Origin of the sequence: Haloferax gibbonsii ATCC 33959 (assembly GCF_000336775.1) — an archaeon.
Classification (GTDB): Archaea; Halobacteriota; Halobacteria; order Halobacteriales; family Haloferacaceae; genus Haloferax; species Haloferax gibbonsii.
Genome location: NZ_AOLJ01000003.1, coordinates 141,318 through 157,070 on the forward strand (window position 1 = coordinate 141,318; position 15,753 = coordinate 157,070).

Annotated in this window: 10 protein-coding genes and 1 pseudogene; 5 read left to right on the plus strand and 6 right to left on the minus strand. The window is 62.7% G+C overall.

What is annotated here, in order from left to right:
• Positions 1-357 precede the first annotated feature (357 nt).
• Positions 358-633, minus strand: a complete 276-nt coding sequence (locus tag C454_RS01115) for a hypothetical protein (protein ID WP_004971699.1) — start codon at positions 631-633, stop codon at positions 358-360.
• 202 nt (positions 634-835) lie between these two features.
• On the opposite strand from C454_RS01115, the gene C454_RS01120 reads away from it, so the two are divergent.
• The 4 genes from C454_RS01120 (at position 836) to C454_RS01135 (ending at position 10,203) form a co-directional block, all read left to right on the plus strand.
• Positions 836-2,356, plus strand: a complete 1,521-nt coding sequence (locus C454_RS01120) for an NADH-ubiquinone oxidoreductase-F iron-sulfur binding region domain-containing protein (RefSeq protein WP_049904876.1) — start codon at positions 836-838, stop codon at positions 2,354-2,356.
• Positions 2,353-5,679: a formate dehydrogenase subunit alpha gene (gene fdhF, locus C454_RS01125; RefSeq protein ID WP_004971702.1), complete on the plus strand. Its 3,327-nt coding sequence runs from the start codon at positions 2,353-2,355 to the stop codon at positions 5,677-5,679. Before C454_RS01120 ends, fdhF begins: the two co-directional genes overlap by 4 nt.
• Before the next feature lie 1,575 nt (positions 5,680-7,254).
• Positions 7,255-8,790 (plus strand): alpha-N-arabinofuranosidase, encoded by a 1,536-nt coding sequence (locus C454_RS01130; protein ID WP_004971704.1) that lies wholly within the window; start codon positions 7,255-7,257, stop codon positions 8,788-8,790.
• Positions 8,791-8,868: 78 nt separating this feature from the next.
• Positions 8,869-10,203: a sialidase family protein gene (locus C454_RS01135; protein WP_004971706.1), complete on the plus strand. Its 1,335-nt coding sequence runs from the start codon at positions 8,869-8,871 to the stop codon at positions 10,201-10,203.
• Between the two features lie 2 nt (positions 10,204-10,205).
• Here C454_RS01135 and C454_RS01140 read toward each other — a convergent pair whose 3' ends face one another.
• The 4 genes from C454_RS01140 to C454_RS01155 all read right to left on the minus strand — a co-directional run bounded on the left by C454_RS01140 (position 10,206) and on the right by C454_RS01155 (position 14,099).
• Positions 10,206-10,916, minus strand: a complete 711-nt coding sequence (locus tag C454_RS01140; RefSeq protein ID WP_004971709.1) for a hypothetical protein — start codon at positions 10,914-10,916, stop codon at positions 10,206-10,208.
• The gene (locus C454_RS01145; protein ID WP_004971711.1) at positions 10,913-11,788 is read right to left on the minus strand and encodes a carbohydrate ABC transporter permease; all 876 of its coding nucleotides are present in this window, start codon (positions 11,786-11,788) and stop codon (positions 10,913-10,915) included. Before C454_RS01145 ends, C454_RS01140 begins: the two co-directional genes overlap by 4 nt.
• Positions 11,781-12,656: a carbohydrate ABC transporter permease gene (locus tag C454_RS01150; protein ID WP_004971713.1), complete on the minus strand. Its 876-nt coding sequence runs from the start codon at positions 12,654-12,656 to the stop codon at positions 11,781-11,783. The genes C454_RS01145 and C454_RS01150 overlap by 8 nt, the downstream gene beginning before the upstream one ends.
• Before the next feature lie 63 nt (positions 12,657-12,719).
• Positions 12,720-14,099 (minus strand): ABC transporter substrate-binding protein, encoded by a 1,380-nt coding sequence (locus C454_RS01155; protein WP_004971714.1) that lies wholly within the window; start codon positions 14,097-14,099, stop codon positions 12,720-12,722.
• A 206-nt stretch (positions 14,100-14,305) separates the two neighbouring features.
• Between C454_RS01155 and C454_RS01160 the strand changes: the two genes are divergently transcribed.
• On the plus strand, positions 14,306-15,442 hold the full coding sequence (locus C454_RS01160; RefSeq protein ID WP_081605168.1) for an ABC transporter ATP-binding protein: 1,137 nt from the start codon (positions 14,306-14,308) through the stop codon (positions 15,440-15,442).
• Between the two features lie 181 nt (positions 15,443-15,623).
• Here the strand turns inward: C454_RS01160 and C454_RS21210 are convergent.
• Positions 15,624-15,753 (minus strand): annotated as a pseudogene (locus tag C454_RS21210) (fumarylacetoacetate hydrolase family protein); the annotation flags it as partial.

The window sequence follows — 15,753 nt, forward strand, 5'->3', positions numbered from 1 at the left end:
CTCCACTCGGCCTCTGCGAACGGTTGCTATTTATATCTCGGGTCGATTCGGTCTTCTTGATATCGGACACTTCACGCTTGAGGAGGGTTTAGTAGCGCATTCTCAAAATATCAGAAAAATTATTATATGTGTTTTCTATGTTGAACCCGGTTCGATCGCTCGCTCACAGGAACTCGAGTTCGAATTCGACGGTCGCGGCCGAACTCGGCACTATCTGTCCGACCAACTGTCGCAGGACCGTACCACAACCAACTGCGCCGGCGGTCTGCATCTCACGTGCGAGCCGAGATATCCCACAAGAACTCTGCTTTCTTACATGATGTGCGGGGCGTTCGAACCCGGTACCAGAGCCCGTGACTACCTCAATCGCATGTTCTCGGCTCGCTCCGCCGCGAGGTCGGTAATCTCCTCGACGTCGCTATCGGAGCGGTCCGCGAGGACCCGAACCAGCATCCCGAGTTGGACGGCCGCAGTCTCGCGTAACTCCGACGCCTCTTCGGTATCGTTGGCGAAGTAGTACTCGTGTCGACCGTCGTGGTGGACGAGTCCGGTGTACACGGACAGGACGTCGTCTTCGCGAGTCGCATCGGCCGCCTTCTCTCGAACGTCGTCGAACCGTGGGTTCGTCATCATCACGGTAGACGGCACGTCGCCGCCTTAGCTCTTTGCTCCGCTCGCTGTTGCGTCTGGAACAACCACCCGCCGTGAAACTGCCCCAGTCCAACCGTGCGAGAGCCGACTTCGCGTTCGGCTTACTGAACGTGTCGAGGCCACGCTCCAACGAGGGCGGGTTGAGGTGATTTTTTAACCCTACCGTGTCTCTTCATCCGTGAGAATGAATCGCACAGGAAACGGACTCCAAACGCCGGTACTCCGGGTCTCGGGAGCCGGGCAAACGGAGCACGGAGAGCGTGTCTTGAGTACCGCACGCACTACCGCTGACTCCGTCTCGGTCCTCCGAACGGGCCCCACCGGAATCAGCGAGTACGACCCGTTGGTTCTCGCGACCGGCGCGGGGCGGACCGCGTTCTTCCCGGCTCCGGAGGGACCGAGGGTCCGAGACCTCGTTGCCGACATGGAGGAAGGCGAGTTACCGACGGACGGTGCCGCGGCAGTCGTCGAACACGACGTCGAGACGACGACGCTTCCGGTTCCGACGGACGGGCCGCTCGCGGTGGGGCAACGGAGCGTCCTCGGTCCCTGTGGGTGGGTCGACCCGCTGGACCCGACGGCGTGTCAGTTTCACTCGCTCGACAGGGACGCGGGCGCAATCGCGAACGCTGGGCTCGTCGGTCGAGGCAGAGGAGATGCCACCGCCGACGAACCGGTCGCGGACGCCTGGCGACGCGCACGAGAGACCGACGGCGACCCAGTCGTCGTCGTGAACGCAAACGACGCGGACGACCGGCAGCGGGCGGACCAAACGCTCCTCGCCGGGTCGCCGATGTCGGTGCTCGACGGCGTGGCGGCCGTCGCCGAGTACCTCGATACGACCGATGCGGTCATCCACCTCGCAGAGACCGACACCGAACTCCGGGAACGTCTTCAGCAGGCCATTGCGGCCGCCGCGGACGAACTACCGGTCGTTCCGGTACTCGTCGAAGGCCCGGACGAATACCGTGCCGGCGAACCGACGGCGGCGCTCGAAGCGATAGAGGGTGCGGATAGAATCGAGCCCCGTCTCCAGCCACCGTCGCCGGCCGAGTACGGGCTCTACGGTCGCCCCACGGTCATCCACACGCCGCGGACCTTCGCCCATATCCATCTCGCGCTCTCGGACTCGGAGGATACCAATCGAGACGAGTCTGAATCGGCGACGCGACTGCTGACTGTCACCGGCGACGTGACTGCTCCCGCGACGATAGAGTTGGACTCTGACGCCCACCTCTCGGCGGTTCGGAACGCCGTCGAACTGGAGGGTTCGTTCAAGATGGCCTGCGTCGGCGGGGTTTTTGGCGGAGTCACCCGGACGCTGGACACCGCGCCAACCGTCGCCGGACTGACTGCGGCTGGCCTCGGAACGGAGGGCGTCGTCGAACTGTTGAACGATGAGCGGTGTGCGGTTGCGACTGCCGGAGACCGAGCGCGCTTTGCCTCGGAAGCCAACAGCGGGCGGTGCGTTCCGGGACGGGAAGGGACCGTTCAACTCACCGAGCTGTTGCGAGCGGTCTACCAAGGCTCGTTCGACCGGGGGAAGATACGCGAACTCGGCCGGGTCATGGCTCAGTCGAGCAACTGCCTGCTCGGTGCCCACGCACCGCGTCCGGTACTGACTGCGATGGACGAGTTCGAATCGAGTTTCGAAGCACATGCTGACGGCCGCTGTCCGAGCGGCACCTGTACTGACAAACTATGAGTACTGACGACCCACTCCCGGGCGTCCCGGAGATAGACGACCCGCAGCACGAGACACCGGTCACGGCGGAGTTCGAGACCGGGACCGCGAACGACCCACCCGTCGGAACCGACGGCGAGAATCCGACGACAATCACGGTTAACGGAGCGCAGGTCACCGTTCCACCGGGATCGACCGTCATCGACGCCATGCAGGCCGTCGACGACGAGATAGTGAGCGTGGACCCCGGTGCCGACAGCCTCGACGAGGACGCCGACGTTCCGGCGCTCTGCTACTACGACCGCGAAGGCGACGCGAGCGACGAAATCGGCCCTCGGAGCGAGTGCCGAACCTGCATGGTCGAAACGGACGAACACGGGGTTGTCCCCTCCTGTTCGTTCCCGGCTGAGGACGGGCTGACGGTCGAGACCGACACGGCGACCGCCGAGGAGTGCCGGAGCGTCAACCTCGACCTCGTCCTCTCTAATCACAATCTGCGCTGTACCACCTGTAACGGGAACGGGCGCTGTGAACTACAGGAGACGGCCATCAGCGAGGGGGTCGACCACCCGCGCTACGGCGTCTTCGACGAGCGCAGCGAATACGAACCGCTCGACGACAGCTCCTCGTTCATTCAGATCGACCGCAACAAGTGCATCCTCTGTAACCGGTGCGTCGAGGGCTGTAACGACGTTCAGGTCGAAGGAGTGCTCCGTATCGAGGGCTCCGGAGCGGACACCCGAATCGGGTTCCAGTCCGACGCCGAGACGATGGCTGACTCCGACTGCGTCTCCTGCGGGCACTGTGCGACGGTCTGTCCGACCGGCGCGCTGACCGAGAAGGATATCGGCGGTGCCGGAACGCTCCCGCTGCCGGGATTCACACAGCGGAACTCCGTCGGGACCGTCATCGAACACGAGGAGGTAGAGACGCTCGACGACACGACGGCACCGAACCGTTCGCCCGCTCCCGGCGGTGCAGGGAGCGTTGGGGACGAAGCCAACGCAAGACAGGAGGTGCAAAGCGGTGTCGCCCGCTATATGGCTCAGAGCAAACGCCGGGCGTCCGACTTCCTCGGAAAATACGGTCGGAAGGCCGTACTCGCGGGCGAACACACCGCCGAGAACATCGCGGCGCAGACGCTGCCAGAGGGCCGGCTATTCGACATCGCGTCGCTCGTCAGCGACTACCGGTTGAGCAAGGTCGACAAAGCGGAGACGACGTGTGGGTTCTGTGCGGTCGGCTGTCGGTTCGAGATGTGGGGCAAAGACGGCAACGCCCTCGGCGTCCAACCCGTCGACGACCCGGACGACGCACCGGCCAACAACTTCTCGACGTGCGTGAAGGGGAAGTTCGGACACGAGTTCGCCAACAGCAAGAAGCGGCTCACGAAGCCACTGATTCGAAACGAGGACGGCGAGTTCGAGGCGGCCTCGTGGGACGAGGCGCTCGACCACGTCGCCAGCGAACTCCGCGGGATTCAGGACGAACACGGCGTCGACGCGGTTAGTTGCCTCGCGTCGTCGAAGGGGAGCAACGAGGAGGCGTATCTCGTCCAGAAGTTCGCGCGACAGGTGCTCGGCACGAAGAACATCGACAACTGCGCCCGACTCTGTCACTCGTCGACGGTGGCGGCACTCCAACAGACGCTCGGGTACGGTGCGATGACGAACCGCATCAACGAGGATATCGGCGAGGCCGACGCCTACCTCATCAGCGGGTCGAACACGACCGAATCGCATCCGGTGCTGGCGACCCGCATCAAGCAGAACGTCCGGGACGGGGCCGACCTCGTGGTGTTCGACCCCCGGAAGATCGGGATCGCCGAGCACGCCGACCAGTACACGAGAACGAGGCCCGGCTACGACGTGGCGTGGCTCAACGGGCTCATCCGATACCTCATCGAACACGACCTGCACGACGAGACGTTCATCGAACGGAATACGAAAGGGTTCGAGGAGGTCAAGCGGAAGGTCCAGGCGTTCACACCCGAGAAAGTCGAGGAACTGGCCGGCGTCCCACCGGCAGAACTGCAGTCGGCCGCCGAGACGCTCGCCGACGCCGAGAACGTCGTCTTCGGCTGGGCGATGGGCATGACCCAATCTAGCCACGGGACGGAAAACCTCCTCGCGATGGCCGACCTCGCGCTCACGCTCGGGCAGGTCGGGAAACCGGGTGCCGGACTCTCTCCCTTCCGGGGCCAGAACAACGTGCAGGGCGGCGGCGGCGACATGGGTACCCTGCCCGGCAGTCTCCCCGGGTACCAAGACCCGGCCGACGACGAGGTCGGCGAGAAGTTCGCCGAGGTGTGGGGCGAACGTCCGCCGGCAGAACCCGGACTCAAAGTCCCGGAGATGCTCAGCGAGGCCCACGAAGGCAATCTCCGCGGAATGTACATCGTCGGGGAGAACCCCGCGCTCTCGGAACCCGATATCCAGCACGCCGGTGAGGCGCTCGATAGCTTGGACTTCCTCGTCGTACAGGACATCTTCATGACGGAGACCGCAGAGCACGCGGACGTGGTTCTCCCGGCGGCGACCTCGCCGGAGAAACACGGCACCTTCACCAACACCGAACGTCGGGTGCAGCGGGTTCGAGCGTCCGCGGAGCCGCCCGGAAAGGCACGCCAGGACTGGGTGATAACGCAGGAGCTGGCGGCCAGGCTGGGCTACGACTGGGGCTACGACCACCCGCGGGAAGTCATGGACGAGATCAGCGACCTGACTCCCATCTATGGTGGCGTCAGTTACGAGCGTCTCGAATCGGGCGACGAGCACGGGCTCCAGTGGCCCTGCTGGGACGAAGACCATCCCGGCACGCCGTATCTCTACGACTACGAGGAGGGAGCGTTCAACTTCGACGACGGCCTCGCCCGCTTCGTGCCGGCAGACGGCGGCCATCCCGGTGAACTACCGGACGAGGAGTACCCCCTCACGCTCACGTCCGGGCGGGTCCTCTACCACTGGCACACCGGACAGATCACCCGACGTGTCGAGGGGCTTATGAGCCACGTCGGCGAGAGCTTCGTCGAAATCAATCCGACGACCGCCGCGGAACTCGGCGTCGCGGACGACGAGTACGTCAAGGTCGAGTCCCGCCGTGGTGACATCGTCGTCAAAGCCGTGGTGACCGACCGCGTCGGCGACGGGACGCTCTTCATCCCGATGCACTTCGCGGCCGGTGCGGTCAACAAACTCACTCAGGAGACCTTCGACCCGCAGGCCGGAATCCCGGAGTACAAAGTGTCGAGCGTGCGCGTCGAACCGCTCGGACCGGATGCCGACCCGGACGTGCTGCGGACTCCGGACGCAGGCGCTGGCAGCGCCGACAGCGGCAGCGACTGATTGCGGGGGTCGCTTCGTTTCGCCGGACTACTTTACATCACCTGGCGGCTTGCTGACTCCCGCTGAACGCTGGGATTTGTGGTGAGGTGGACTTCGCGCCTGTACTGCCGTTCTCGGCTCACGGGCGGCCCGAAGCTTCCAATAAAGTGTATAGCGCTATATCTATTCCCGAGCGGTGGTGTCCCACCCATCCTCCGGGGCTGTGAACGCGCCACCGGCGGTCGAGTTTGATTCTCCCAACAGACGCTCGTATTGTTGATTCTCTATCGGTTCACCCGTCTTCTCAATCTGCTCCGCGCGGGAGGACGTATCCACACGAGTCGCAGACGAAGGCGACGTCGTAAAACGAATCGTAGACGGCGAGGCTGTGACTACACTTTGGGCAACGCATGCATTTCCTTAGCCATTCGATAGTCACTTAACCCTTACTACGACGATTGTCGATACCACTCGGAGAGCGGTCGCGTTTAGTTCCGCTGTTAAGATTTGCAGAGAAAGAAAACGTAATGTGGGGATCAATCGTCGAGTCATATGGTCGATAGCGTAACCGACCAACGAGGCTAACGTATCAGTCATGTCATAGACGTGGCGTTATGGGCGGAGTAGGTCTGTCCCGGTCGACGCTCATGAACACCTGACAGCACTACTACGTCGAGCTCAACACACCACCCGCTGCCATCATTTTTCATCTAGCTTTGATAGCTTTAACCGCGAATCTCGCCTCCCGAGTTAGAACTCTTGTGTACGCTTGGAAGCCACGGGTCACCGACCAGTTGGACATTCCGACTTCTACCTGAGCTTACGCGATGACCCCGCTTTCGCGTTTCCCCCAACCGAGATATTGTTCTCAATACCAGAAAAATTAGCAAAACTTGCTCAGGTGTACGGGTTGAAACGCAGGAGTGTAGTGTCACTGAGTCGGCCACCTCCCTCTCCGTAAGCAAAAGCGCAGACTGACCCCGTCTGACGACGCTCCAGGAACACAGTCCGTGTTGCAGTCTGGAGACAATTACAGGGACGGAACTACTGTCTCCGTGAACTCGGATGCGCGATCGAGGACGAACGCCCGGAAGGCCCGCCGTATCGAACTCTCTGTTAAATCGGCCCGATAGTGTTCTGGGAACGGGTCGTATTTCGGCGTCGGCCGGTCGCGCCAGCGGCGATAGATTTCACGGGGAACTCTCCGGACGGAGTGCCGGATACGGCCAACGTCGCCGAGCTAACGGAACTAACTATTCACTACTATGCCCACGAGTTATTTGATGCTGTTCAGTATGCCGGAACAACATGCCGGATTCCTCGAACCCGCCCGGAGAGACCGGTTTCGTAGAGTATCCGCTGCTACCCTGATGTAGATTACACATTTAGGTTTGTAATCATTGTGCGCGGAACGATATTCACTCGTTCTGAAATAGGGAACCTTTGAGGGATCGAAATGAACGCGTTACTGACGGACTTGAGGCACCAGCGCTTCGACCTGCGCCCATCGCTTAACTGGATGGTTCGGCATCTGACCTCGTGCAAACAGGGAACAAGGCACAATAGTTATTTAACCGGGTACTGATGAGAGAACGTATGCAGAGTGAAGTACGCGTTAGCAGTCAGGAGCCGATAGACCATATCTCGGAGAACATCTACGGTCACTTCGCCGAACACCTCGGACGGTGTATCTACGGCGGTCTCTGGGTCGGCGACGACGATAGAGTCGAGACCGAGGACGGCATCCGAATGGACACCGTCTCGCTGCTCCGCGGACTGAACATGCCGGTGCTCCGTTGGCCGGGTGGCTGCTTCGCCGACGATTACCACTGGGAAGACGGTGTCGGCCCGCGAGAGGACCGTCCTCGCCGGCGGAACCTGTGGTGGACGCAGGGGCGAGAAAACGTCCCCGAGGAGTCCAACGAGTTCGGGACGGACGAGTTCCTCCGACTCTGCCAACTCCTCGACACGGACCCGTACATCGCGGTCAACGTCGGGTCGTCGACGCCGCAGGAGGCGCTCGACTGGATCGAATACTGCAACTCCGGCGGCGACACGGAACTCGCCGACAGGCGGCGAGAGAACGGGCAAGAAGAGCCGTACGGGGTGAAGTACTGGGGCATCGGGAACGAGAACTGGGGCTGTGGCGGTCGGTTCGCGCCGGACGAGTACGCCGACGAGTACCGCCGGTTCGCGAACTACTTCAACGGCTTCGACAAGCTGATGAACGAGGACTCGACCGAATTCATCGCCTGCGGGCACCTCACGGACGACTGGAACAAGGTCTTCTTCGACAGCCTCAACGGCGGGATGGAGTTCGGCCCCGGTTCGTTCCTCGGCATGGGGTCGCCGTTCAACCTGATGGACCACTTCTCCGTCCACCGCTACTATCAGGCGGGCGGTGACACCGACTTCACCGACGAGCAGTACTACAAGATTTTCGCGCGCGCACAGAAGGTCGGTGGCGACATCGACCGAGCCGCCGAGACGATTTCGGAGTACGTTCCGGAGGGAGAAATCGGAATCATCGTCGACGAGTGGGGCGTGTGGCATCCCGAGGCGAGAAGCGACAACGGACTGGAGCAGGAAAACACGGTCCGAGACGCGCTGACGACCGCCGGCGTGCTCGACCTCATCCACGCGCGGGCCGACGTCGTCTCGATGGCGAACATCGCACAGCTCGTCAACGTCCTGCAGTGCCTCGTCCAGACCGACGAGGAGGACGCCTGGCGGACGCCGACGTACCACGTCTTCGACCTGTACGAGAACCACGTCGGCCAGACGGCGCTCGAAACGAGCGTCGACACGGAGCAACGCGAAATCGACGGCGAGGACCACGACGTCCCGATGGTCTCGGCGTCGGCTTCTGAAGGCGACGGAGAGCTGTTCGTCACGGCCTCGAACCGCCGCCACGACGAGGCCGAACTGCTCACCGTCGACGTCGGGTCGTCGGCGTACTCGGTGTCCTCGGCCACCGTCCTGTTCGAGGGGAACGACATCCGGGAGTACTCGACGAAGGAGAACGCGGAGTCGTTCGAGGCCAGCAACCTGGCAGTCACCGACGAGGGCGACGGAACTATCACGTTCGAAGCGCCGCCGGCGTCCGTCGTCGGCCTGACCCTGACGGAGTAACGGAGCCGCCGTCGTTCTTTTTCGAGTTGACAGCGGGGATACAGTTATTATGGTGTCGTGTGAACACATAGCAGCGTCATGAGCGAACGCGATTCCATCCGCCAGCACAGCCGCCGGAAGTACCTCGCCGCGGTCGGAGCCGTGGGGGCCGCAGCAGTCGGGTCCACCGGCGTTATCGCGGGCAGCGGCCGCGACGACGAACAGACAGACGTCGAAGGAACGCTGTACTCACCCCCGTCGGACGCGCCCGTTCCCGGGTCGCTGTATCCCCGAGTCACGCGACTGAAACACGGGTCGGGAAAGGGCGGCGAGAAGCAGTTGCTCGCGACGTTCGAGTTCTACCCGTCGATGAGCGGCGGGTCGGAGCCGTATTTCCCCGTCTACCGGAGTACTGACGGGGGACGAACCTGGTCGAAGTTCTCCGAGATTCACGACACGAGCGGGAAGGACTGGGGGCTTCGATACCAGCCGACCCTGTTCGAACTCCCGCACGCGGTCGGTCCGTGGCCGGCCGGAACGGTCCTCGCCGCCGGGAACTCCATCCCGATCCTCGACGACCCCGAAGACGTCCCCGAGGGCGAGGTCGGCGAACTCGGCGAGACGAGCATCGACCTGTACGCCAGCACCGACCGCGGGGCGTCTTGGGAGTTCGTGAGCACCGTCGTCACGGGCGGCAAGGCCGTCCCCTACGACGGGAACAGCCCCGTCTGGGAGCCGGAGCTTGGGCTGGACGACGACGGGAATCTCGTCTGTTACTTCGCCGACGAGCGGATGGGGAGCGACGACGACTACAATCAGCTGGTCGCGTACAAGGCCTCCGAGGACGGCGGCCGGTCGTGGGGCGACGAGCAGTTCGTCGCGGCCATCCCGGACGAGACGACGCGCCCGGGGATGCCCACCGTCACCCCGCTGCCCAACGGCACGTACATGATGAGCTACGAGGTCATCGGGCCGGACTACCTGTACGGCGAGGTCCACGTCAAGACCTCGCCCGACGGGCGCGACTGGGGCGACCCGACGGACGCGGGAACCCTCGTCTCGACCGCCGACGGCCGGCGGTTCATCAACGGCCCGTACGTGACGTGGACCCGCGCCGGCGGCAAAGACGGGACGATACTCGTGTCCGGAAAACAGCTCGTCGACGGGAACCGCGAGCTCGCGGAGGGGAACGGCGAGGTCGTGCTCGCGAACTCGAACCTCGACGGGAGCGGCGACTGGGAGGCGGTCGACGCCCCGCTGTCGTTCGAGACGGAGGGCGACCTCGGTGGTCGGGCGTTCGTCGGTTGGACGACACCGCTGCTGCCCTCACGCCACGGAGATGAGCTACTGCAGCTCACGTCGGTCGCGGACGGGCCGAACCTCTGTGAGATCAGTTACGGCGTCCAGTCGCTAAAACTCGACGACGGGACGTAGCGTCACCGTCGAAACGTCGCGGAGAAATCGTTTCGCAGACTCTCACCGGAGACTGGGCGGTCGGTCGGAGCGGTCGAGTCCGCTGCGTCGGCCGCGTCCTCTTTTCGGTCGCGCGTCTGGGCGGCCAGTTCCGTGTGAAACGCGGCCACGAGCGCGGGAAACACGAGCGGGAGTGCGACCGTCAACACCGAACACACGACGAGTAGCGTCGCGGTCACGACACCGACCAGCACCGTCGCCACCGGCCGCTCGACGGACCACCGGTATCCGTCGGTGACAGCGTCGAACGCGTCGTCACCCTGCGCGAGCGCGACGAATGCCAGCGCGAAGACGACCCACGCGTGGTACGCGAGATAGAACCCGACCATCCCGAGAACGCCCGCGAGCGCCGACCCGGAGGCAGCGAACCGGCCGAGATAGAAGACGGCGAGAGCCGGGAACGCGACCATGAGCCCGCTGAAGAGGAACGCGTCGAGCCAGTAGTTCGAGAGCGTCGCTCTGACGGCGTCGCGGTCGATGTGACCCTGTTCGCGGACGGAGGCGACGGCCCTGTAGACGCCCAACGTCGCCGGGCCGAGCGTGACCAGGGGGATCGATGCGAGTACCCAGCCGACGCTGATGGCGACCATCTGAACCGGGTGATGGAACACCGTTCGGACCGCGGCGACGAGCGCGCGGTGGACGCCGACGGTGCCGTCCGCTGACTCGCTCATCCCGTCGCGCCCTGCATCTGCACTGCTCGCACGATCTGTCCCTGGAAGATGAGGTAGATGATGAACAGCGGCAAGGACCCCAGAATCGCGACGGCCATGTGGAGTCCGGGCGTGTCGATGTTCCCCTGATAGAGGTTCACCAGTCCGATGGGAAGCGTGTACGCCGTCTCGTTCGACAGCACGAGCAGCGGCCAGAGGAACGCGTTCCAGTTGTAGACGAACATGAACAGCGCCAGCGCCGAGAGAATCGGCTTCGCGAGCGGGAGGATGATGCGGGTGTACACCTGGAACGTGGTGAACCCGTCGAGCCTCGCCGCCTCCTCGTACTCGACCGGAATGTCCTTGAAGAACTGGTAGAGGAGGAACACGCCGAGCGGACTGGCCACGGCCGGCAGTATCACACCCCAGTAGGAGTTGATGAGGCCGAGGTCCGAGACGATTTGGTACAGCGGAACGATGTTCATGTAGTACGGAACCATGAAGCTCGCGAGGATAACCCCCATAACTAGCCCCTGTCCGGGCCAGTCGAGCCGCGTGAGCGAGAACGCGACCATCGAGTCGATGACGACGATGAGCAGCGTCGCACCGGCGGCGATGATGAAGGTGTTGATGGTCCACTCCACGACGAGCGTGTTGTTCAGTAGGTACTGGTAGTGTTCGAGCGTTATCGGCTCGCCCGCGAGCGGCGGTATCCAGTAGGGTCGCGGGTCGCGCAACAGCTCGGTCGGCTGGAAGGACCGAGAGAGCGTGTACAGGTACGGGACCGCCATGAGAACGGCGAGGCCGTAGAGGAACGCGTGAAGCAACACGTTCCGAACCGTGTCGCCGTTGAGCCGCGCGCGTATCGAGCTCTGCGATGTCGTTTCAGTCATTTGAGTCACCGATTACTTTGAAGTTCACGATTGCGATAATGATGAGGATTGCGACCAGCACGTACCCCATCGCCGCGCCGTAGCCGAACTGCTGTTGGGAGAAGGCGCTCCGGTACAGATAGTAGACGAGCGTGTCCGAGGTGTCCTTCGGGCCGCCCTGCGTCATCACGTACGGCTGTGCGAACACCTGGAACTGGAGGATGAACTGTACCATGACCACGAACACGACCGAGTTTCGCATCTGGGGGAGCGTGATATCCTTGAAGGCCCGCCAGCCGGTCGCACCGTCGAGGCGTGCGGCCTCGTAGAGCCGTTCGGGGATGCTCTGTCGGGCCGCCAGGAAGATGACGAAGTTGAACCCGACCAGCCACCAGACGGTCATGAACGCGAGCGCCGCCATGACGAGGTCCGGCGACGTGAGCCATCCCGGCGGGTTGTCGATGAAGAAGCCGAGATAGTAGTTTATCAGGCCGTAGCTCTGGGAGTACATCTGTCCCCAGACCAGCGTCACGACGGCGACGGTGAGGACGTACGGGCTGAAGTAGATGGCCCGGAGCGTACGCTTTCCGGCTACGTCTCGGTTCACGCCGAGCGCCATTATCAGCCCGAGGATGACCAGCGCTGGAACCGAGATGGCGACGAAGAGGAGCGTGCCCTCCATGGCGTTGTAAAACACCGGGTCGCGGAACAGTTCCACGTAGTTCTGGAGGCCGACCCACTCCGTCTGGGTGAGGTCGAACTTGTTCGGGTACGTGTGGAAGCTCATGTAGAGCCCCTTCAGGGCCGGCCAGATGAGGAACACCGTGAACACGGCGAGGTACGGAATCGACCACAGGACGCCCTCGATGGTCTCCTTGCGGAGACCCATGACTGTCTTGCTGTTCGTCGCGTTCTCACCTCCCATAATGCGTTCTGTTATCCCCATCTTCGATTACTCCGAGATGCCGTTGGAGACCGTCTGGATTCCGGAATCGATGGCTTCCTGTGGCTCAGAGTTCTGCGCCCAGATGTCGACGAGCCACGTGTACCAGTTCTGCGCGTTCGGGTCGCCGTTCGGGACCTTCGGGTGGTAGAAGTAGTCGCCGTCTTCGGCCATCTCGACGTACTTGTTGAGCGTCTTGTCGTAGTACGGGCTGTTCTGGAAGGCGTCGGACTCGTAGATGCTGTTCGCGGCGGGCAGGTGACCGGCTTCGGCACCCCACGAGGGGTTCTGCGTCGTCATCCAGTGGGCGACTTCAGCGGCGATCTCGGACTTGGCGTCACTCCGACCCTGCTTCTTCGGGAGGACGATGGAGTGGCCGTCCGCCCAGACTTTATCCTGCTGTTTGTTCGGGCCGACGGTCGGCTCGAAGAAGCCCCAGTTGAGTCCGTCGACGTTCGCTAAGGCCGCCACGTACCATGTCCCGTTCATCGCCATCGCGCACGTCCCGTTCTGGAAGGCGTTGTTCCCCCAGTTGGCCTCGCTCGTAGGCTTCGACCAGCCCATCTCGCCCGTCATGTCGGAGAACAACTGGGCGACGTTCTGGCCGGCCTCGTTGTCGAACGTCGGGTTCCACTCCTCGTCGTACAGGCTCCCACCCTGCTGTTTGACCCAACTACTCCACACGCGGTACGAACCGAACCCGTCGTTGTACGGCGACTGCGTGAACGCGTGGGCGTCAGTATTCTCGACGACCGCGTTACCCGCTTGCTGGAACTCCTCCCAGTTCGTCGGTGGGCTCTCTGGGTCCAGGCCGGCCTGCTCGAACAGGTCCTTGTTGTAGTACACGCCGAGGGGATGCATGTCCATCGGCAGCGCGTTCACGTTGCCGTCGACGGTGACGAGGTCCCAGTGGCTCGCGGTGTAATCGCTCTTGATCGACGCCGTATCGGCGTAGGTACCGATCGAGTCGACACCTCCGCTCCACGCCCGCAGATACGCGGCGTGCATGATGGCCATGTCGGGTGCCTCCCCACCGGAGAGGGCGGTGAACAGCTTGTTGTAGTACTCGTTCCACGGCGTTCGTTGTCGATTGATGGTCACCTCCGCGTCCGTGTCGAGCGGCTGTTCCTCGTTGAACTTGTTGACGATGCTCTCCATGATCGGCCCTTCGCCACCGCTGAACAGCTCCCAGAAGGTGATTTCGTAGGACTCGCTTCCCGTGTTGCCGGTACTGCCGCCGTCGCTGTTGTCACCGTTACCGCTGCCGCTTCCGCTGTCTCCACCGTTGTCGCCGTTGCCGGCACAGCCTGCGAGTGCGACGGTCCCCGCGACTCCGGCAGATTTGATAAACTTCCGACGGGTACTGCTAGTGATAGCTTCTCGAACCATGTGTCACATGTACATGCTGGGGTATGGATTAAACTATTTTCCGTGACTAATACTGCCGGTAGATGAAGCCGGACACATCACCCGTTCGTCTGCCCGTCGTGGCGGCGCGGAGAGTTCCGTTCAGAATGCGCTCGCGTACCCCAATGATGCAGCCTTGACCGGAAGTAACCACAACTATTATTAGTTCTCTTGGCAACCCACGCACTATGGGTACTGTTAGCATCGAAAACGTGCGGAAAGTCTACGGCGGCGACTCGGATATCGTCGCTGTCGACGACATCAGCTTCGAGATAGAAGACGGGGAGTTTCTGACTATCGTCGGTCCCTCGGGTTCGGGCAAGTCGACGTTGCTCCGTATGATTGCGGGTCTGGAAGATATCACAGAGGGGACGATACGTATCGGAGACCGGGTCGTCAACGGCGTACAGCCGCAGGACCGCGACGTCGCAATGGTGTTTCAGAACTACGCGCTGTACCCGCACATGACCGCGCGGAAGAACATGAGCTACGGGTTGCAGTTGACGACCGACCTCCCCGAAGACGAGATCAACCGACGGGTGATGGAGGCGGCGGAGATGATGGGTGTCACGGACCAACTGGACAAGCATCCCGGGAACCTCTCTGGCGGTCAGCAACAGCGCATCGCCACGGGCCGCGCCATCGTGCGCGAGCCGTCCGTCTTCCTGTTCGACGAGCCGCTCTCGAACTTGGACGCCAAGCTCAGACTGCACATGCGGACGGAACTTCAGCAGTTACAGGACACGCTCGGGACGACGACGGTGTACGTCACGCACGACCAGGAGGAGGCGATGACGATGTCCGACCGCATCGCTGTCGTCGACGGCGGCGAACTCCAGCAGATAGGGACGCCCGAGGAGATATACAACGAACCTCGGAACCTGTTCGTGGGCGACTTCGTCGGGAACCCGCCGATGAACCAGTTCGAAGTGCGGCTGTCGGGCACGTCGCTGGTCGCCGACGGCTTCAGTTACGACCTCTCCGAGAGGGTCCTCGAACACATCGAACAGTACGCCGACGGAGTGGACGAGTTCGTGCTCGGTATCCGCCCCGAGAACATCACCCTCACAGACAGCGACGAACCCAACGCGGTTCGAGCGTACCTCGACGTCCGCGAGCCGGTGGGGTCGGACAACTATCTCCACTTCGACATCGAGGGCGAGGAGTGTTGGGTCCGCGTGCCCGGAGACGTCAAACCCGACACGAACCAGGAGCTATCGCTCGCCTTCGACGAGGAGCGGCTGCATCTCTTTCGGCAATCGGACGGCATCAACATTCTCGCTCAAGAGGAACCGTCGTTAGAGGCGGCGGCGGCTGAACAGTAGTAGTGTTTTCGCGGAGCGAGACGCGAGCGACGCGTCGGTGAGATTCGTCGGTGAAGGCGGGAGTCGGAACTACGGTTCGACTCCGACGGGGAGCGGCGACGCCATCGATGCCTCTATCGACCTCCGTCGGTCCACCCCGTCGGCAGACTGAACTCTTCGAGGCTGTCGGTGGGTGTGGAGTTCATACGGTGGTGACGCCGTTCGAGAGGGTGCCGATATCTTCGACGGTGATGTCGACGCGGTCGCCTTCTTGGAGGTCGAACGGCTGTTCGGGGACGAGCGAGGTACCCGTGAGGATGACCGCAAGTTCG

Excerpts from the sequence above, each read along its gene's own strand:
- C454_RS01155 (WP_004971714.1), bottom strand. The coding sequence starts at position 14,099 with ATGGTTCGAGAAGCTATCACTAGCAGTACCCGTCGGAAGTTTATCAAA.
- C454_RS01120 (WP_049904876.1), top strand. The coding sequence starts at position 836 with ATGAATCGCACAGGAAACGGACTCCAAACGCCGGTACTCCGGGTCTCG.
- C454_RS01135 (WP_004971706.1), top strand. The coding sequence starts at position 8,869 with ATGAGCGAACGCGATTCCATCCGCCAGCACAGCCGCCGGAAGTACCTC.
- C454_RS01115 (WP_004971699.1), bottom strand. The coding sequence starts at position 633 with ATGATGACGAACCCACGGTTCGACGACGTTCGAGAGAAGGCGGCCGAT.
- C454_RS01140 (WP_004971709.1), bottom strand. The coding sequence starts at position 10,916 with ATGAGCGAGTCAGCGGACGGCACCGTCGGCGTCCACCGCGCGCTCGTC.
- C454_RS01145 (WP_004971711.1), bottom strand. The coding sequence starts at position 11,788 with ATGACTGAAACGACATCGCAGAGCTCGATACGCGCGCGGCTCAACGGC.
- C454_RS01160 (WP_081605168.1), top strand. The coding sequence starts at position 14,306 with ATGGGTACTGTTAGCATCGAAAACGTGCGGAAAGTCTACGGCGGCGAC.
- C454_RS01150 (WP_004971713.1), bottom strand. The coding sequence starts at position 12,656 with ATGGGTCTCCGCAAGGAGACCATCGAGGGCGTCCTGTGGTCGATTCCG.
- C454_RS01130 (WP_004971704.1), top strand. The coding sequence starts at position 7,255 with ATGCAGAGTGAAGTACGCGTTAGCAGTCAGGAGCCGATAGACCATATC.
- fdhF (WP_004971702.1), top strand. The coding sequence starts at position 2,353 with ATGAGTACTGACGACCCACTCCCGGGCGTCCCGGAGATAGACGACCCG.